General features: G+C 56.4%; 16 protein-coding genes. 2 read left to right on the forward strand and 14 right to left on the reverse strand.

Annotation, left to right across the window (positions count from 1 at the left end; genetic code table 11):
• Positions 1–31: 31 nt before the first annotated feature.
• The 3 genes from gntR to C0557_RS24195 all read right to left on the reverse strand — a co-directional run bounded on the left by gntR (position 32) and on the right by C0557_RS24195 (position 2,990).
• A complete protein-coding gene (gene gntR, locus C0557_RS24185) occupies positions 32–1,027 on the reverse strand; it encodes a gluconate operon transcriptional repressor GntR (protein WP_043956265.1) in 996 nt (331 codons plus the stop codon).
• Positions 1,028–1,133: 106 nt separating this feature from the next.
• Positions 1,134–1,829 (reverse strand): pirin family protein, encoded by a 696-nt coding sequence (locus C0557_RS24190; RefSeq protein WP_208661739.1) that lies wholly within the window; start codon positions 1,827–1,829, stop codon positions 1,134–1,136.
• 123 nt (positions 1,830–1,952) lie between these two features.
• Positions 1,953–2,990: an oxidoreductase gene (locus C0557_RS24195; RefSeq protein ID WP_208661741.1), complete on the reverse strand. Its 1,038-nt coding sequence runs from the start codon at positions 2,988–2,990 to the stop codon at positions 1,953–1,955.
• A gap of 327 nt (positions 2,991–3,317) precedes the next feature.
• Here C0557_RS24195 and yhhY point away from each other — a divergent pair, with 327 nt between their 5' ends.
• Positions 3,318–3,809, forward strand: a complete 492-nt coding sequence (yhhY, locus tag C0557_RS24200; RefSeq protein WP_074775968.1) for an N-acetyltransferase — start codon at positions 3,318–3,320, stop codon at positions 3,807–3,809.
• Positions 3,810–3,844: 35 nt separating this feature from the next.
• Here the strand turns inward: yhhY and ggt are convergent, their stop codons facing one another.
• Complete coding sequence (gene ggt / locus C0557_RS24205) at positions 3,845–5,605, reverse strand: gamma-glutamyltransferase (RefSeq protein WP_208661743.1); 1,761 nt, start codon at positions 5,603–5,605, stop codon at positions 3,845–3,847.
• 123 nt (positions 5,606–5,728) lie between these two features.
• Here ggt and C0557_RS24210 point away from each other — a divergent pair, with 123 nt between their 5' ends.
• Positions 5,729–6,151 (forward strand): DUF2756 family protein, encoded by a 423-nt coding sequence (locus C0557_RS24210; protein ID WP_074775969.1) that lies wholly within the window; start codon positions 5,729–5,731, stop codon positions 6,149–6,151.
• Here C0557_RS24210 and ugpQ read toward each other — a convergent pair.
• From ugpQ to C0557_RS24260, 10 genes are all read right to left on the reverse strand, one after another.
• Positions 6,145–6,885, reverse strand: coding sequence for a glycerophosphodiester phosphodiesterase (gene ugpQ, locus C0557_RS24215; RefSeq protein WP_208661745.1), 741 nt, complete (start codon positions 6,883–6,885; stop codon positions 6,145–6,147). The genes C0557_RS24210 and ugpQ overlap by 7 nt on opposite strands.
• The gene (locus tag C0557_RS24220; protein WP_208661747.1) at positions 6,882–7,955 is read right to left on the reverse strand and encodes a sn-glycerol-3-phosphate import ATP-binding protein UgpC; all 1,074 of its coding nucleotides are present in this window, start codon (positions 7,953–7,955) and stop codon (positions 6,882–6,884) included. The genes ugpQ and C0557_RS24220 overlap by 4 nt, the downstream gene beginning before the upstream one ends.
• A gap of 1 nt (position 7,956) precedes the next feature.
• The gene (ugpE, locus tag C0557_RS24225; protein ID WP_007369707.1) at positions 7,957–8,802 is read right to left on the reverse strand and encodes a sn-glycerol-3-phosphate ABC transporter permease UgpE; all 846 of its coding nucleotides are present in this window, start codon (positions 8,800–8,802) and stop codon (positions 7,957–7,959) included.
• Entirely contained in the window at positions 8,799–9,686 is an 888-nt protein-coding gene (gene ugpA / locus C0557_RS24230) for a sn-glycerol-3-phosphate ABC transporter permease UgpA (RefSeq protein ID WP_208661749.1), read from the reverse strand. Before ugpA ends, ugpE begins: the two co-directional genes overlap by 4 nt.
• A 102-nt stretch (positions 9,687–9,788) precedes the next feature.
• Positions 9,789–11,105: a sn-glycerol-3-phosphate ABC transporter substrate-binding protein UgpB gene (gene ugpB / locus C0557_RS24235; protein ID WP_208661751.1), complete on the reverse strand. Its 1,317-nt coding sequence runs from the start codon at positions 11,103–11,105 to the stop codon at positions 9,789–9,791.
• Between the two features lie 235 nt (positions 11,106–11,340).
• Positions 11,341–11,859 carry a CDP-archaeol synthase gene (locus C0557_RS24240; protein ID WP_208661753.1) on the reverse strand — a complete coding sequence of 173 codons (519 nt, stop codon included), beginning with the start codon at positions 11,857–11,859 and terminating at the stop codon, positions 11,341–11,343.
• Complete coding sequence (locus C0557_RS24245; RefSeq protein WP_208661761.1) at positions 11,852–12,469, reverse strand: phosphatidylcholine/phosphatidylserine synthase; 618 nt, start codon at positions 12,467–12,469, stop codon at positions 11,852–11,854. The genes C0557_RS24240 and C0557_RS24245 overlap by 8 nt, the downstream gene beginning before the upstream one ends.
• Positions 12,469–14,055 (reverse strand): AMP-binding protein, encoded by a 1,587-nt coding sequence (locus C0557_RS24250; protein WP_208661764.1) that lies wholly within the window; start codon positions 14,053–14,055, stop codon positions 12,469–12,471. Before C0557_RS24250 ends, C0557_RS24245 begins: the two co-directional genes overlap by 1 nt.
• The gene (locus tag C0557_RS24255) at positions 14,042–15,097 is read right to left on the reverse strand and encodes a hypothetical protein (RefSeq protein ID WP_208661766.1); all 1,056 of its coding nucleotides are present in this window, start codon (positions 15,095–15,097) and stop codon (positions 14,042–14,044) included. Before C0557_RS24255 ends, C0557_RS24250 begins: the two co-directional genes overlap by 14 nt.
• A complete protein-coding gene (locus tag C0557_RS24260) occupies positions 15,090–17,789 on the reverse strand; it encodes a phosphoenolpyruvate synthase (RefSeq protein ID WP_208661780.1) in 2,700 nt (899 codons plus the stop codon). The genes C0557_RS24255 and C0557_RS24260 overlap by 8 nt, the downstream gene beginning before the upstream one ends.
• Between the last annotated feature and the right edge of the window lie 33 nt (positions 17,790–17,822).

Here is a 17,822-nt window from a genome sequence, read left to right on the forward strand (position 1 = left end):
AATAAGTGTGAGCTACTTCAAATTTGTCAGACTAAATAGATCCACCTGGTGACAATGTGAAACCTAAATCTAACATTTTCGGCGTAACTGCTTCACCGCGAATGCGCGCCAGTAAGCGCTCTGCGCCAATGCGCCCCATGCGCTCACGTGGCGTCAGGACGCTCGCCAGACGCGGCTCCATCACCTGGCCGATATCGTGACCGTGGAACCCGGCAATCGCCATATCTTCCGGGATCCGCAGCCCCAGACGCTGGCACTCAAATGCGGCGCCGACGGCAAGGTCATCGTTGGTACAGAAAATCCCGTCCAGTTGCGGGTACTCGCGGCGCGCCTGACGCATCAGTTCTATCCCTGATGTGTAAGAGGATGACTGCTCCATCATGACGCTATACGGCGTCAGCCCGGCATCCAGCATCGCCTGCTCGTAACCCTTCTGTTTGATAATAGTACGTTCGTCCAGACGTGCGCCGAGATACGCCACGCGCCGGTGGCCGCGTGCGAGAATGGCGGCGGTCATTTGCCGCGCGGCTTCGAAGTTGTCAAAACCCACCGCGATATCAATGCACGGCGAGCGGCTGTCCATCAGCTCCACTACCGGAATACCGGCAACCTGAATCATCTTCAGCGTGCGTGCGGTGTGTTTGCGTTCAGTGAGGATCAGCCCGTCGATATTCCATGAAAGCATCGATTCCAGACGTTCCTCTTCCATCTCCGGTTTATAACCGTAGTGGGCAAGCATCGTCTGATAGCCGTGCGCATCGGTCACGCTTTCTATACCGCGTAACACTTCAGCGAAAACCTGGTTGGTCAAAGAGGGAAGCAGAACGCCAACAGCCCGGCTGGTAGCATTGGAGAGAATATCGGGAGCGCGATTGGGGATATAACCCAGTTCATCAAGCGCAGCGGCGATTTTGCCACGTAATGCCTCGGAAACCTGCTCCGGGTTACGTAAGAAACGGCTGACCGTCATTTTGGTCACACCAACGCGATCGGCCACATCCTGAAGTACGGGTCTTTTCTTTTTCATCGTCCTGACATTTTTATCTGAGTGAGAGTTTCTCAGTTTATCACGGACAATGCGCAACCTTCCGGTAATAACCGAAAGGTTGCGTTATTTATTCAACTAAATCAGATCAAACCGGCGGCAGATCGAACAGCAGAATTTCACTGTCGCTATCGGCATGAACCGAAATAGCCTGCTCGTCCCAGATGGCCAGACCATCGCTGGTGGTCGCTTTAGTACCATTAATGGTCACGCTGCCTTTCACCACCTGGATCCAGACGCGGCGTTCAGCGGCAATCTGATGGACAGACTGCTCATCTTTCAACAGCGCCCAGCGGTACAGCTCCATATCCTGATTCACTTTCAGCGAACCGTCGCGGGCATCCGGCGAAAGCACAAGCTGTTTGCCCTGCAGGGCGTCGAAGCGGCGCTGTTCGTAACGCGGCGTGATACCTGTTTTTTCCGGAATGATCCAGATCTGGTACAAATGCAGACGCTCGGTGTCGCTCGGGTTGTACTCAGAGTGACGCACCCCGGTACCGGCGCTCATAATCTGGAATTCACCGGCGGGCACCTGCTCTTTATTGCCCATGCTGTCCTGGTGTTCAACCGCGCCTTCCAGCACATAGGTCAGGATTTCCATGTCTTTGTGCGGATGCGTGCCAAACCCCTGGCCCGGATCGATCACGTCGTCGTTAATCACGCGAAGTGCCGAGAAACCCATGAAATTCGGATCGTAATAGTCGGCAAAAGAGAAGCTATGCCAGGAATCCAGCCAACCATGATTTGCGTGGCCGCGGTCGTTTGCTTTACGTAAATAGATCATCTTTTTTACCCCCGTATGTTTTCGATGGGGTAAGTGTGGACGCAAACGTCAGGCAATCATAGAGGGTGAAAATTGACTCCTCTGTTCAAAAAAAATGAACAATCATCGAGGAGCCATTTGTACTTATTTCGCGAGGGTTATCGTGGCCGGAGAGGCTTGTTCAAAGGCACGTTCGAGCAGTTCAAGATTGGTGAGAACTTCAGATTCCTTGACGTAATTTGGTGTCCCGTTTGTCAGCGTCTGATAAAGCGCGTCATAGACGCGGCCATAGTCGCCGGTTTCCGGCGCAACCTCTTCGCGCACCGTTTCGCCCGCCGCATTCACATACTCCAGAATGCCGATACTGTCGTCAGCGGCAAAGCCCGGTTCACCCGGCATGATATTGGCTTTCAGGCTGGTTTCCTGCTGATCGATACCGTATTTGATAAACGACCCTTTCGTGCCATGCACAATAAATTTCGGGTAATCGATTTTTACCAGATGGCTGGTTTTCACGATGGCTTTTAAATCGCCGTAGAAGAGCTGAGCTTCAAAGGTATCGTCCGGATTGGCCTTGTTGCGCAGGCTGCGAATATCGTAGGCCGCATGATCGGGGCGGCCGAACAGCGAGATAATCTGGTCCATGGTATGCACGCCGAGGCCATAAAATGAGCCATCCTGCGGCAATCCAGGTTTGGTTTCCGCCACCGGGCGGTAATAGTCAAAGTGGCTTTCAATTTCAACAATATTGCCGAGCTTACCGCTTTCGATCGCTTTTTTAGCAGTCAGGAAGCAGGAGTCAAAGCGGCGGTTCTGGTACGGCGAAACCGTCAGACCTTTGCTTTTCGCCAGTTCAAACAGCGTGATCGCTTCCGCCATCGTCGGGGTAAACGGCTTCTCCACCAGCACGTTTTTCCCCGCTTCCAGTGCGCGCTTCGCATAGTCGAAATGGCTGTCGGCGTGAGTACAGACAATCACCAGTTTTACCTGCGGATCGAGCAGGATGTCGTCCAGATCGCTGGTGAAATGAATATGTTGATACGCGGGATGTTGCTCTTCCGGTTTGGCATGGCGGCGAAAGATGTGCGCCACTTTCCAGCTCGCTTTACGGTTGAGAACATAGGGAAGATGATAACGGGTCGTGCTTTTGCCAAACCCGATAAATGCGCAATGTAGAGTCATGATCCAGTCCTTGTTGAGGTGACTGTCACTACCATAGCGCAACTTCGAAAGCCGTGTCCCTCGCCCTTTTCTCAAAAGGCAGCCGTGAAGCGGGCCCACCGGCAAATGACAGGCAAAAAAAAGCCAGCACGCGGCTGGCTAAGAAATACTGGAAGCAATGTGAGCAATGTCGTGCTTTCAGGATTACCGCAACGGTTTCCCTGAACGCATAGCAATAATAATCATTATCATTCGCACTTGTCTACCACTTTTTGCAAAAAATGGCAGTTGACGCTTTTTAGGAAAGCCCGGAAGGTAGGGGTAAACCCAACCAAACGGAGAAGCAGGATGAGTGAGATAGTGATACGCCATGCCGAAGCGCGCGATGCCGAAGATTTACGTCAGTTCTATGCGCTACCTGAGGTGTATCACAACCTGCTACAGCTACCGCATCCGCCTGCCGAACTCTGGCAAGATCGCCTGAAACCACAGCCTGGACGCCGTCAACTGGTCGCCTGCATTGATAATCAACTGGCCGGAAACCTGACGCTGATGGTGGAACAAAACCCGCGCCGCAGCCATGTTGCCACCTTTGGCATGGCGGTTTCGTCGGCGTTTCATAACCGTGGCGTCGCCAGCGCGCTGATGCGCGAAATGATCAACCTGTGCGACAACTGGCTGCGCATCGACAGAATTGAGCTAACCGTGTTTGTCGATAATGCCCCGGCGCTGGCGGTGTACCGTAAATTCGGTTTTGAAATTGAAGGCACTGGAAAACGTTATGCGCTGCGTAACGGTGAGTTTGTCGATTCATACTTTATGGCGCGCATGAAAGCCTAAGCCTTTCCCTCTCCCCTGCGGGAGAGGGAAATCATTCAATATCCGGCCGTTAAATCATCCATCGAGCGCGGGTCCGACGCGCCATACAGCGTACCGTCCGGCGCCACCATAATGCTCTGCGTGCTGCCCATCGCCTCTTTCACCGCCACTTTTTGCCCTTTCTGTTCCAGCAGTTTCAGCGTATCCGGGCTAAAGCCTTTTTCGACGCGCAGCTCATCCGGCAACCATTGATGATGGAAACGCGGTGCGTTGGTGGCTTCCGCGACGTTCATCCCGAAATCGATGGAATTCACCACCATTTGCAGCACCGTGGTAATAATCCGGCTGCCGCCTGGGCTGCCGGTCACCAGCCACGTTTTACCGTCTTTCAGCACAATGGTTGGCGACATCGACGACAGCGGCCGTTTGCCCGGCCCAACCGCGTTCGCATCGCCGCCGACCAGGCCATACACGTTTGGCACGCCGGGTTTGGCGGAGAAGTCATCCATTTCGTTGTTCATCAGGATGCCGGTATTGCCGGCCACAATGCCGGTGCCAAAAACCGTATTCAGCGTATAGGTGACGGCCACCGCCGTGCCCTCTTTATCCACCACCGAATAGTGCGTGGTTTGGTTGCTCTCGTAGGGTTCGAGCTTGCCGGGGCGGATCTGGCTGGAAGGACGGGCTTTATTGAGATCAATCTGCGCGGCAATCGATTTGGCATACGCTTTGTTGGTCAGCGCCTGCCACGGCACTTTGACGAAGTCCGGATCGCCGAGGTATTCGGAGCGGTCGGCGTAGGCGTATTTCTCCGCTTCGGTCATCACCTGCATGGCATTGGCGCTGCCAAAGCCATATTTCGCCAGATCGAAGTTCTCCAGAATATTGAGGATCTCGACGACATGGATCCCGCCGGAAGAGGGTGGCGGCATAGAGTAAACCTGATAACCGCGATAGTCGCCGCTGATCGGCGTGCGCTCCACGGCTTTGTAATTGGCTAAATCTTCTTTGGTGATAAGCCCGCCGTTTTTGCTCATCTGCTGGGCGATTTGCTCAGCGATAGCGCCTTTGTAGAAGGCGTCCGGCCCTTTTTCCGCAATCATCTCCAGGCTTCTGGCCAGATTGCTCTGCACCAGTTTGTCGCCCTTTTTCAGCGGCTCGCCATCTTTCCAGAAGATCGCTTTACTGTTTTCATGATTTGGCAGCACTTCACTGCCGTAGGTTTTCAGATCGTTCGCCAGCGCATCGTTGACCACAAAGCCCTGCTTCGCCAGTTTAATGGCAGGCTGCACCACTTTCTTCAGCGGCAGCGTACCGTACTTTTCCAGCGCCATTGAGAAACCCGCCACCGTGCCGGGCGTCCCGGATGCCAGATGCGAGGTCAGAGATTTTTTGCTGTCCGGGTTACCTTGATCGTCAAGGAACATATCGCGCGTGGCGGCGGCGGGCGCCATTTCCCGGAAATCGATCGCCGTGACGTTCCCCTCTTTGGTACGAATCAACATAAAACCGCCGCCGCCGAGGTTACCGGCCTGCGGGTGCGTGACCGCCAGCGCATAACCCACCGCAACGGCCGCATCAACGGCATTTCCCCCTTGCTTCAGAATATCGACGCCGACGCGCGTCGCAGCTTCATCCACCGAAGCCACCATGCCTTGCTTCGCCACAACCGGGTGGAAGACATCGGCTTCAACGCCGTACGAGACCGGCGGCGGCGCGGTCGCCTGCCCTTCTGGCGGCGCAGCCGCAACGCTAAAACATCCTCCCGCTGTCAGCGCGGCAATCAGCACCCAACGCGCAAACTTCTGTTTCATCATCGTCGTTACTCCCAAGTAAGGGGCTACAGTTCCCGCTTAAGCCTGGTTCACAACTCTTAAAAGATCATTTTCATGAATGAAAGCAAGTAAACTAAAAGGAAGCCTCAACAGGAGGGAACAACAATGAAACATTTACTGATTCTGGCGGCTCTGCTGCCTTTTAGCGCCTTTGCACAGCCACAGCCGCTAAACCCGACGAATAACCCAAACCAGCCGGGGTATGTGATCCCGAGCCAGCAGCGGATGCAGACGCAGATGCTCAACCAACAGCAGCAACAGCAGGGAATGTTGAGGCAGCAGCAGCAGACGCAAAGCCGCCTGCAACAGCAAAATCTGCAAACGCAAATGGATAACAACTCACAGCGGATTAAACAGGCGCAGCCCGGCGCGCTTAACCAGGGCCAGCAGGTGCTGCCAAATACCGGTAGCGGAATGTTAAGCGGCGGAACGAATTCTGGCGGGATGACGACGCAGCAGCACATGCTGCCGCAGAATCAAAACGGCAGCCTGCTGCAAAGCACGCCGCCGTCGACAACCTCTCAATAACGGAAGTTCGGCCCGATATCGTCGATTTTATCGGTGCAGATGCTGTCCACGCCCCAGCGCAACAGCTCGGCAGCGCGCGCGGGCTGGTTTACGGTGTAAACCAGAATGCGTAAGCCCGCGTCGCGCAGCATGCGCACCCGCGCTTCATCCAGCAGTTTGTGATTGAGATGGATGGAGACACACCCGAGGCGCGTGGTCAGTTCCTGCCAGTCATCGCGCCACTCATCAAGCAACAGGCCGCGCGGTAGTTCCGGCGCGGCTTGTTGGGCCGCTTCCAGTGCGTCAATTTCAAACGAAGAGAGCAGCGGCGCGGTCATACCTGCCCACAATTCGCGGGCGGCCAGCGCCACCACTTTGCCGGTCAGCGGACCGGTGCCGGTGGTGGGTTTGATTTCGATATTCGCCATCATGCCGTGCTGGCGGCAACGTTCCGCCACCTGCGAAAGCAGCGGTAGCGGCTCGCCTTTGAATTCGCCGCTAAACCAGCCGCCGGCATCCACTTTCAGCAAATCATTCCACGCCAGTTCGCCCGCCACGCCCCAGCCATTGCTGGTGCGCTCAAGGTTGTCGTCATGCAGCAGGAAAATTTCGCCGTCTTTCGACAATTTGGCGTCGAACTCAATCATGGTATGCCCGTAACCCGCGCCAACGTCGATTGCCGCCAGCGTGTTTTCCGGTGCCAGTTTCCCGCCGCCGCGATGGGCGACAATGTGGGGATAAGGCCAGTTACTCATACGCGTTGTCCTGTTTCACCATCAAATAAGTGCAGGTGATTTTCCGGCAGATGCAGCCACAACGTGCTGCCCGCCGCCGGGCGTTCGTGATGCGATAAGCGAACCACCAGCTTCTGCTCGCCCCAGCTGCCGTGCGCCAGATTATCTGCGCCGAGCATCTCCAGCGTCTCCATCACCAGCGGAACGCCACCTTCGGCCTGTGAGCTTAACGCAATATGTTCCGGGCGGATACCCAGCGTCATTTTGCGCCCGGCGTAGCCGCGGTAGTACCAGTTGATCGGCAGCGCCATACCGCTTCCCAGATCAAAATGGGTGCCCTCGCTATTGATGCGGCCCTCCAGCAGGTTCATCGCCGGGCTGCCGATAAAGCTCGCCACAAAACGGCTGGCGGGTTTTTCATACACTTCCACCGGCGTACCGATTTGTTCAGCCACGCCTTTATTCATCACCAGCACGCGTTGCGCCAGCGTCATCGCTTCAACCTGATCGTGCGTGACATACAGCGAAGTGGTGTTCAGGCGGCGATGCAGTTGTTGTAACTCCAGACGCATCTGCACGCGCAATTTAGCATCGAGGTTCGACAGCGGTTCATCAAAGAGAAACACCGCCGGATCGCGCACAATGGCGCGGCCCATCGCCACACGCTGTCGCTGGCCGCCGGACAACTCGCGCGGACGGCGCTTCAACAAACCATCCAGCTCAAGAATGCGCGCTGCTTCCGCCACCCGACTGGCAATGTGCGCTTTGCCCATGCCGCGGATTTTCAGCCCCCACGCCATGTTCTCTTCCACGCTCATATGCGGGTAGAGCGCATAGTTCTGGAACACCATCGCAATACCGCGATCTTTCGGCTCCTTTTCGGTCACGCGCTGGGTGTCGATCCAGATATCGCCGCTGGAGACGCGCTCCAGCCCGGCAACCATCCGCAGCAACGTTGATTTCCCGCAGCCCGACGGGCCAACCATCACGATGAATTCACCGTCCGCGACGTCCACCGTCAGCGGCTGGATAACCTGCGTTTTGCCGCTGTCCCAGCTTTTGGTTACTGCCTGTAATTTTAAACCTGCCATCTTATTTCTCACTGTCCACTAAACCACGCACAAACGCGCGCTGCATGGCTAAAACGATAACGACCGGGGGGATCAACGTCAGCAGCATTGCCGCCATCACCTGGTTCCATTGTGTGGTGCCTTCACCGCTGGCAATCATGCCTTTCACGCCCGCGACGGCAGTGCCGAGGTTGACGTCGTTGATAATCAGCAGCGGCCACAAATACTGGTTCCAGCCGTAGATAAAGGTGATCACGAACAGCGCAGCCAGGTTGGTTTTAGAAAGCGGCAGCACAATGTCGCGGAAAAAGCGCATTGGCGAGGCGCCATCAATGCGCGCGGCTTCCAGCAGCTCATCCGGCAGGGTCATAAAGAACTGGCGGAACAGGAATGTTGCGGTGGCCGACGCCATTAGCGGCAACGTCAGACCGGTGTAGCTGTCGAGCATCTTCAGGTTGGCGATCACTTCCACCGTCGGGAAAATACGCACCTCGACCGGCAGCATTAAAGTGATGAAAATCATCCAGAAGAAGAGGTTACGCAGCGGAAAGCGGAACCAGACGATAGCGAAAGCCGACAGCATCGACACCGTGATTTTGCCCACCGTGATCGCCAGCGCCATGATGAAGCTGTTGGTCAGCATCAGCCAGAATGGCGCGCTGTTTACGCCGACGCCGTTCATCCAGATGTTGCGCAGGTTTTCCCACAGGTGAGTCCCGGGAATTAAGGTCATCGGCGTGTCATAGACGGCGTTGATATCCAGCGTCGCGGTCACGAAGGCGACATACAGCGGAAACAGCACCACGACGACACCGAGAATAAGCATGATATGGCTGAACAGCGCCAGTCCGGGGCGATTCTCAATCATTGGTAGCGCACCTTACGTTCAACATAGCGAAACTGGATAACCGTCAGCACAATTACCAGCACCATCAGCACCACCGACTGCGCCGCCGAAGCAGAAAGATCCAGGCCGACAAACCCTTCGCGGTAGATCTTATAAATCAACGTCGTGGTTGCCTGTACCGGGCCGCCAGCGGTCGCGGCATCAATCACCGGGAAGGTATCGAAGAAGGCGTAAACGAGGTTCACCACCAGCAGAAAGAAACTGACCGGCGCGATAAGCGGCAGCGACAGTTTGAAGAAACGGCGAACCGGCCCGGCGCCATCAATGGCCGCCGCCTCGACCAGCGAGCGGGGAATCGATTGCAGCGCAGCGAAAAAGAACAGGAAGTTGTAGCTGATCTGCTGCCACACCGAGGTGAAAACCACCAGAAACATCGCCTGGCCGCTGTTTTGCGCATAGTTCCAGTTGTAGCCGAACTGTTCCAGAAAATGGGTAATCAACCCGCGCCCGGGGTTAAACAGGAAGATCCACAGTACGGCGGCAACGGCTGGCGCAACCGCATAAGGCAGCAGCATCAGCGTCTGGTAGATACGGCTGCCGCGTACCACGTTGTCCACCAGCGCAGCAAAAAACAGCGAAACAAACAGGCCGCTAAAGGTAACCAGCGCGCTAAAACGCATCGTGGTCCAGAAAGAATCCAGATAGTAGCCGTCATGAAACAGCGCGATAAAGTTGTCCAGCCCGACAAACTGGCTGGAAAGTCCGAACGGATCCACGCTTTGTACCGAGTACCACAACGCTTCGCCCGCAGGCCAGATAAAGAAAATAATGGTGATGACCAGTTGCGGGGCAACCAGCAGATAGGGCAGCCAGCGCGAGCGGAACACCGGACGGGATGATGACATTGCGATTTGCTTCCTGAACAATGCCGGGTGGCGGCTACGCCTTACCCGGCCTGGGGCACATCGTAGGCCCGGTAAGCGCAGCGCCACCGGGCATTTCAGTGATTACGATTTCGTCGACTGCTCAAAGCGGCGCAGCAGTTGGTTACCACGCTCAACGGCAGAATCCAGCGCCTGTTGCGGGGTTTTCTTACCGGTCCACACGCTTTCCAGTTCTTCATCGACAACACTGCGGATCTGCGGCATGTTCCCCAGACGCAGACCTTTGGTGAAGGCCAACGGCGGCTTGTTCAGCATCTGACGCGTGGCGATATCGGCACCCGGGTTTTTGTCATAGAAGCCCTGCTTGCGGGTCAAATCGTAAGCGGCAGTGGTGATCGGCAGGTAACCGGTTTTCTGGTGCCATTCGGCAGCAATTTCCGGTTTCGCCAGGAAGTCGAGGAACTGCGCCACGCCTTTGTAGGTCGCGTTATCTTTGCCCTGCATCACCCACAGGCTGGCACCGCCAATAATGGCGTTCTGCGGCGCGCCTTTCACGTCAGCGTCGTAAGGCATCATGCCCACGCCGTAGTTGAATTTGGCGTAGTGACGAATATCCGCCAGCGAACCGGAAGAGGCGGTGGTAATGGCGCAATCGCCGTTGTAGAACTTCTCGGTAGATTCGTCTTTACGCCCGAAGTAGCTGAAATCGCCCTTCTTGTTCATCTCTTCCAGCATGGCGATATGTTTCACCTGCTCCGGCTTGTTGAACTCCAGCACCGCATCAGTACCGTCGAAGCCGTTATTTTTGGTCGCCACCGGCAGACCGTGCCAGGCGCTGAAGTTTTCAATCTGAATCCAGCCCTGCCAGCCGCTGGCGTAGCCGCATTTCATTCCGGCCGCTTTCAGCTTCGCGGTGTAAGCGGCCAGATCCTGCCAGGTTTTCGGCGGCTGCTCCGGATCTAAACCGGCTTTTTTGAAGGCGTCTTTGTTGTAGTACAGCACCGGCGTGGAGCTGTTAAACGGCTGAGAAAGCAGATGGCCGGATTTAGAATCGGTGTAATAACCGGAAACGGTCGGTACGAACTGGCTTTCATCAAAGTTGATACCGGCGTCTTTAAACACCTGATACACCGGTTTGATCGCTTTGGACGCCATCATGGTGGCGGTGCCCACTTCATAAACCTGCAAAATGGCAGGCGCGTTACCGGTACGGAACGCAGCGATACCAGCGCTCAGGCTCTGCTCATAGTTGCCTTTGTAAACCGGAACAATTTTGTAATCCGGGTGTGTGTCATTGAAACGTTGCGCCAGGGAGTCAACTTCTTTACCCAACTCCCCTTCCATCGAATGCCAGAACGGAATGGTGGTTGCAGCCATAGCGTTGCCTGCAAAAACTAACCCCATAGCCAGACCCAAAGCTGTATGCCGTAACGTTGTCATTGTGATCTCTCTTGTTATGCGGGATGCGCGATATCACGCGTTTTTATGCTCGCGAGGTAACATGACACGCTCGAATTACAGAAAAATAACCTTTTAATTACAATCAGATGACAGCCAGGCGTCAGAGAAATGTCGTTAAGATGATGCTCAGGTGACGGAAAAATGGCACTGGCGGAACGAGAAAAGAGCTCCCAGCCAGGCCGGGAACCCCTTCAGCGGCGGCCCGCATTCATTATCAGAAACGGCTTTTTTTCAACGCCAGCAGATACAACATATTTTTTATGATCACGGCGCTGATCATGAAAAACCCCATCAACGTGAACATCTGAAGCAGGTTCAGGGGCAACACCAGCTTGCAACCAATGGCGACGCCGATAGCAGAATCAGCCTGATCGAGAAAGATAAATGCTCCTTTATGCCGTGATGGCAGCGTTCCCGGCGCGATGCGCAAATACCTTTTGAGCGCGGAGTTAGGCAGTTCCGCCAGCATATACCCTAACCCTGTCGCCATTCCCACCTGTAGGCTGATGGCTGTATCGCCCAACACGCTGTTAAGGCACAGCGGCGCAACCAGCGAACTGACAGCGGGCACGAAGAGAAAACCGCGCCAGGTTTTATTGCGCCCAAACCCACGTTCATACACCGGAACGGCCAGCCCCGGCAGAATATTGCGCGTGACAATCACCATATGCAGGCATCCGGCAATCACAATCGGCAGCAGCAACAACCAGAGCCGGGGTAGCGAATCAACCATCCACGCCCCCCAGATGCAGCAGACCGAAAAGCGCGACACCGCCGAAGCACAAACCAACGATCGCGTTGAGTGAAGAGAATTTGAAAAACGGGCGATCGAGGATCATGGCAAAACTGAAGAGCGCCAGTGCCAGGCTCAGCAGCAGTGCGCTGATGACGTCGGAAACAAGCAGATTGAGGACTTTCCAGCCGCCCAGAATAAACAGGCTCCAGAACACGGGCATTCCCCGATAGGCCAGCGCGCGGTTATGGGTAATATTGCCGGATTCATTAAAGCGCGACAGACGGATGCTCCCGCAAACGATCATCAGCATGCTGAACAATGACCAGCCACCGCGATAGCCGCTCAGGTAAAACAGCAGCGCCGGGGCGATTAAATAGAGCAGCATGTCGCAGAAACCATCAAGATAGCGGCCAAACGCGCGTTCGCGGCCAAAATAGCGGGCCACTTTGCCATCCAGCGCATCCGCCAGCATCGCCAGAAAAAGCAGGCTCATACTCAGCCAGGCGTGCCCGGAAAGCGCAGCATACAGGGCGCATAGCGTAATACCTGCACCGGTCAGCGTGACATAATCCGGCAGTGAGAGACGAACAAGGAACAACGGCTTCATCACTGTGCTCCCTGCAATAACGGCGTCAGTTTTCCCTGGACGCGCATTTTGCGCAGGCAACCGCGATCCACCCGGCTGTGGTGTCGCGGGTCCATGGGGAAGTGCGGCGCATGGTAAAACCGAATATTTTCGCCAGGCAGCAACGCCTTCGCCAGCGTGGCGGCGGCCTGATAACTTTGCGGGTTTTGCAGCACCACCGCGATTTCACCTTCTGCGCCCTGTATCAGCGCGCTTAAGCCGACGCCGGGTAAATCGTTAAGCATTTTTTCAACGGTGAAAGGAGAAATGCGCAAACCGGTTCGGCTTCGCACCTCATCTTTTATCCTGCCCGTTAGCCAGATGCGTCCGCTGGCGTCAAGAAAGCCGCTGTCGCCGGTGCTGTGCCAGAGCCGCCCTTCGCGATCGCGGATTTTATGCTGGTAGTTCGCCTCCGGGTTATTGAGGTAGCGCTCCAGCACCTGCGGGCCGCTGACGATGATTTCCCCGATCTCCCCGTCAGGCACTGGCACGATCTCCTGCGGCGAGGAAGGCGACGGGCAACGGATGATAACGCGCGTCTCTTTTCCCGGCGCGCCGACAAGGTATCCCGGCTGCTGCTCCCACTGTTCCAGCAACGTCACCATGTCGATATAGCTTACCGGCTCCGCTTCCGTTGAGCCGTAGTTCACACCGCAGTGGGCAAAAGGAAAGTGACGCAGACAGGCAAGCAGCAGCGCTTTATTAACCGGCGCACCGCCAATCACCAGCCGTTTAACGGAGGGGAAAACGCAGCCCAGCTCGCGGGCGCACGCCAGGATCTGCGCGATCCACGCCGGTGAAGCGCTCAGCCGGGTCAGGCCGTAGCGATTAATGCGCAGCACAATTTGCGGAGCGTCGATAAGGCCGCTTTTTCCCGGCGGCGTCACGAGATGGCTGCAACCCGCGCCGTAGTGGCTGAACAACGTCAGTACCGGAAAAGAGCTCATGTCATTCTGCTGCATCTCCGGGAAGTAGTCGGCCAGCGCGCGGCTTTGCGCCAGCAGCGAACGGTGCGAACGGATAACGCCTTTCGGCATACCGGTGGAGCCAGAGGTGAAGGTGATCAGGGCGGTATCGTCAGAATTCACCGGCGTGACGCGAAACTCAGCGCTGTCGTTTGATGTCTGGCTCTTGCCTGCCTCCGGCAGATACGCCATGCCGCGCCGTTTGCTGTCGACGCTAAAACGGCGGATCCGCCACAGTTCCGGCAGCAGGAACCATCTCTTCGCCATTCCATCCGCCACCACCATTGCCGTCAGCCGCGCCTGCCTCAGGCAGTGGCGAAGCTGTTTAATGGTGAAGCCTTTTTCCAGCAGTACCGGAACAATACCGGCACCGAGCATGGCGTAGAACAAGCGATAAAAATCGGGGCCGGGAGAAAGCAGTAACAGTACGCGCGCGCCTTGCGTTAACCCGGCGTTTGCCATCCAGCGCTGAAATTCACCCGCCTGCGAAAATAACTGCCGGTAACTCACGGTGGCCGGGCTGTCGTCAGCCAGCGCGTAACGGATTGCGGGCAGTTCCGGCGAGTTGACCGCGTGAACGGCCAGGTATTCACAATAATTCATCCACAATATCCCTGTGAAAAAGTCCGTAATGGTGAAGCGTTCTGTTCGGGCTACAACATGCCCGTAGCGCCGTCTGCGTCGTTGGCCCAACCCTGTTCAGCAGCGCGCTGCCCAGACGGGTGTAGCCCGAACCGAAGCCGGTGAGAAAATGGCGGATCAACATGGCGTACAGCGGCGAGCGCCGATATGGCGAAGCGATCATGATGGTCTTAAAGATCCCGGTCTGGCGCTCCGGCAGCGCGAGATTGAACAGCAGACCGGCAATGTCGCCCTGCGGGCCGAAGGCAATGCAGGAGGCTGGCGCGTTACAGAACGGTTGAATCGTCTGCGCGTTAAAATGCCAGTCGAACAGCGCCTTGCTGCAAGGCGTCCAGCCGACGTTGTTACTGAATGCGTGCGTTACGACGTGCCACAGCGCGTGCTTATGAGCTTCCCATAGTGCCGGTGTCAGCGCTTGCAGGGTGAAGTCCTCGCTGCGCCAGCGGCCTGCCGTCTGCATGGGAAGTTCCAGCCTCAGCGCGGTCGCGGCATCATCAAAAATGGACAAATACCCAGCCAGCTGGCTAAAGCCCAACTGCGCCAGAATCTGTTGATACCACGGAGGATTAAACGGCTCGCCGGGAAAAGGCGCGCATGATGGGGTATCGAGCCGCAGCCTGAATTTGCCCAGCGTGGAGAAATGGATCGGCCCGACAAGCCGCGTCGCGCCCTGCGCGCGCGCCCAACGCGCCAGCGCAGCGAACAGCCGTTGACTGGGTGCCAGAGCGTTGATGGTTTCCCAATAACCGAACTGCACAACGGTTTCCCCGGTCGTTAATCGCGTGGCGAACCCGGCCAGCCGCGCTTCGCCGGGAATATAACCGCACCACGCCGTTCCCTGGCGGAACCAGGGATTAAGCGCGCTGAATTGCCGCGCCAGCGCGTTGCTGTCTTCGCCCGGCCACCAGCGGGAATCTGCGCAAACGTGATGAGGTATCGCCAAAAAGTCGCTGTCCAGCGTATCGCCCGGCGTCCATTGCTGCTCAAGCATCGGTTTAATCATGCGCGGGCTCCATCGGTTTAAACAGCCGTGCGATGCTACCGCTGGTGCCGTCCATGACGATGGTTTCGCCATCCTGCAACCGTTGGGTGACTTTTGGTACGCCAACAATGGCAGGGATCCCCATCTCTCTGGCCACAATGGCGGAGTGAGAGAGCATCGAGCCGCGCTCAACAATCAGCCCGCTCAGCCCAGGAAACAGCGGCGCCCAGCCGGGATCGGTACGCACGGTGCAGAGGATTTTTCCGCTCAGGTCGTCGGCATTCTCCGGGGAAAACACCACTCTGACTTTTGCCTGCACCTTGCCGGGATAACACCCCGAACCCTTCAGCTCGGCCTCATCGGTGGTCACACGTTTTTCCGCATACGGGTAACGGCAGGACTGTTGCTGGAACAACGTTTGGGTGATGAAAAAGTGGTGCGCGGGCTCTTCTTGCTCGCGGTAACTTTCATATTCCGCGCGGCGTTGTTCAATCAGCGGGCCTAAGCAGGTCTGTATCGCCGTGCCTTCTTGCGCCTGATAAATTTCCTCGCGGGTGAGCCAAAAAATATCGCGCTGACTGGCAATCACCCCCTCCAGCGCCAGTTGCTGCCCAAGCTGCAAGTAAATATCGCGGTACAACGCAAACAACCGGGTGCGGGTGAAACGCATGGTTTCGCGATTGCGGATCGCTTTGCGCAGCGTTTTAAGGTGGCGCTTAAACCGTGCCAGCGTCGATTTGCCGCCCTGTTCCAGCAAATAGTTAAAGATTTGCCCGGCGGCCTGCGCGTTGCCTTTCGCCTTTGTCGTGGTGCTTCCGCTATTCAGGTAATTACGCAGGACGGTAAACAGCCAGGCGGGATCTTGTCGCAGGGTCATGCTCTCCAGCTTCAGCTCACCGGCAGTGCGATCACCGTAAAGATTAATGTAATCAATGCACTGCTGATAAAAATCAGGATCGAAAGTCTTTAATCGCGGCAGCAGATGCGCACCGCTGTCGTGGAGAATCTTTTCCATTAACGCCGGGCGCGCACGCGCGTACTGGCTCATCGCCAGCAGCTTTCTCGTCGGTTCAGTGCTAATCAGCACGGTATCATCCGTAAGCAGTTCCGCACTAATACGTGCGCTTTCCTCAGGCCAGAATTTCTTCAGCACCCGCGCCACCTTGCCGTTATAGCGGGCAACGTAGAAATCATTAATGATCGGCGCAGTCCAGCGCTCCAGCACCTCCCGATCGAGGTATTTCAGCAGCCGGATAAGTTCGTAAGGCGATTTGGTGTGCAGGTTATCGCGATCGACCTGCGCCTGCGCCTGCTCATAGCGTTTGAGAAATTGGCGGATTCGGGGAGCCAGCGTGAGTTGCGCATACTGCACGCGCACCGCCATGCGCAGCATCGCCGGCGCACCGACGATTTTTTCGCGCAGAGAGAGTTTCTTGTCCTGCACAATATCGACAGGATCTTCCAGCCCCATCATCGCTTCCATGTCGCTTTTATTCATATTGAATAGCGGCAACAGCAGCAACGCGCGATACCAGTTCTGAATGTTGTAATAAATCCGCCCTCTGACGAGGCTGAGCATGTTATCGGTGATGGGTTTCCGGGCGTTGCTCTCTTTGGCTGAGCAACCGACCAGCCGCAATGTCTGCTCGTAAACCGTCGCATAGCCAGCGCGCGCAAATGAGAACGTTAACGGCGTGGTAATGCCGCAGTAAGATTCCTGGATATTGGCGTTATCGCAGATCAGCGCGTCAGCAGGATCGATACTCTCTTTGGGTAGATGGGTGATCGGACGCGTTTGCAGCAGGTAGAGTTGGTTATCCCTGAACGTCCATTCAATATCCTGCGGGCAGCGCTTCTGCTGCGCAATGCGCGCACCGGTATCTCTCAAAGCCAGAAGCTGCTGCGTGGTTAACGACGCGGCATCCGCTTGCTCGTCATCGAGCGCGATTTCGGTCGTTCCGCTGCCGCTCTGCTGGTCGAAAACGATAGCCGTGGTTTTATGGCCGATATGGTGGGTAATCTCGTCGCCATGCAGCGGCACGCTGAATTCATCGGTCTCGCACTGACCAGAAACCACGCCTTCACCGGTTCCCCACGCGGCAGAAATCAACATCGTCCGGCGTGAGCCGCTGACGGGATGCGCCGTGAACAGCACGCCGGAAACCTCACCGGCCACCATTTGCTGAACAATGACCGCGCAGCGGATCCCACTCAGCGGCATGCGCTTTTGCAGACGATAGGCGATGGCGCGCGAACTCCATGCAGAGGCGATCACGCGCCGCAGGGCATGGCCCAGTTGCTGCTGACCGCGCTGAAAGAGGAAGCTGTCCATCTGCCCGGCGAACGAGGCGCTGCCTGAGTCTTCGTCGCTGCATGACGAGCGAACCGCCCAGAAGGGTTCTGCATCCAGCGACGCCAGCACCTCTGCCAATTCATCCGGCAAAACGAGTTGCTCAATGCGTGTGCGAAGTGGCGCCGCCAGCATTTCTATCTGCGCCAGCGGCGTATCTACCGGCAAAGCCGACAGGTGAGCGAGCCGTTGCTTCAGGGTTTCATCGCTACACAGCAGCGCTGCCACCACGTTCGCCGGAACAATCCACCAGGCCGGAACCGGGTAATCGTTCGCGGTCAGCCACAGCAAATTGCTGGCTTTTCCGCCCAGCAGATTTTCATTGAGCCGCGCTGCTGCAGCGGAAGAATAGATAAACTCCATAATAATTCCTTTTATTATTCAGTCTGTTGATAT

Origin of the sequence: Kosakonia sp. MUSA4 (assembly GCF_013085925.1) — a bacterium.
In the GTDB taxonomy this organism is placed as follows: Bacteria; Pseudomonadota; Gammaproteobacteria; order Enterobacterales; family Enterobacteriaceae; genus Kosakonia; species Kosakonia sacchari_B.

What these genes read in the sequence shown, in the direction of transcription:
- C0557_RS24260 (WP_208661780.1), bottom strand. Translation starts at nt 17,789, where the DNA reads ATGGAGTTTATCTATTCTTCCGCTGCAGCAGCGCGGCTCAATGAAAAT.
- C0557_RS24210 (WP_074775969.1), top strand. Translation starts at nt 5,729, where the DNA reads ATGAAACATTTACTGATTCTGGCGGCTCTGCTGCCTTTTAGCGCCTTT.
- ugpQ (WP_208661745.1), bottom strand. Translation starts at nt 6,885, where the DNA reads ATGAGTAACTGGCCTTATCCCCACATTGTCGCCCATCGCGGCGGCGGG.
- gntR (WP_043956265.1), bottom strand. Translation starts at nt 1,027, where the DNA reads ATGAAAAAGAAAAGACCCGTACTTCAGGATGTGGCCGATCGCGTTGGT.
- ugpE (WP_007369707.1), bottom strand. Translation starts at nt 8,802, where the DNA reads ATGATTGAGAATCGCCCCGGACTGGCGCTGTTCAGCCATATCATGCTT.
- C0557_RS24190 (WP_208661739.1), bottom strand. Translation starts at nt 1,829, where the DNA reads ATGATCTATTTACGTAAAGCAAACGACCGCGGCCACGCAAATCATGGT.
- ugpB (WP_208661751.1), bottom strand. Translation starts at nt 11,105, where the DNA reads ATGACAACGTTACGGCATACAGCTTTGGGTCTGGCTATGGGGTTAGTT.
- C0557_RS24195 (WP_208661741.1), bottom strand. Translation starts at nt 2,990, where the DNA reads ATGACTCTACATTGCGCATTTATCGGGTTTGGCAAAAGCACGACCCGT.
- yhhY (WP_074775968.1), top strand. Translation starts at nt 3,318, where the DNA reads ATGAGTGAGATAGTGATACGCCATGCCGAAGCGCGCGATGCCGAAGAT.
- ugpA (WP_208661749.1), bottom strand. Translation starts at nt 9,686, where the DNA reads ATGTCATCATCCCGTCCGGTGTTCCGCTCGCGCTGGCTGCCCTATCTG.
- C0557_RS24240 (WP_208661753.1), bottom strand. Translation starts at nt 11,859, where the DNA reads ATGGTTGATTCGCTACCCCGGCTCTGGTTGTTGCTGCTGCCGATTGTG.
- C0557_RS24245 (WP_208661761.1), bottom strand. Translation starts at nt 12,469, where the DNA reads ATGAAGCCGTTGTTCCTTGTTCGTCTCTCACTGCCGGATTATGTCACG.
- C0557_RS24220 (WP_208661747.1), bottom strand. Translation starts at nt 7,955, where the DNA reads ATGGCAGGTTTAAAATTACAGGCAGTAACCAAAAGCTGGGACAGCGGC.
- C0557_RS24255 (WP_208661766.1), bottom strand. Translation starts at nt 15,097, where the DNA reads ATGATTAAACCGATGCTTGAGCAGCAATGGACGCCGGGCGATACGCTG.
- C0557_RS24250 (WP_208661764.1), bottom strand. Translation starts at nt 14,055, where the DNA reads ATGAATTATTGTGAATACCTGGCCGTTCACGCGGTCAACTCGCCGGAA.
- ggt (WP_208661743.1), bottom strand. Translation starts at nt 5,605, where the DNA reads ATGATGAAACAGAAGTTTGCGCGTTGGGTGCTGATTGCCGCGCTGACA.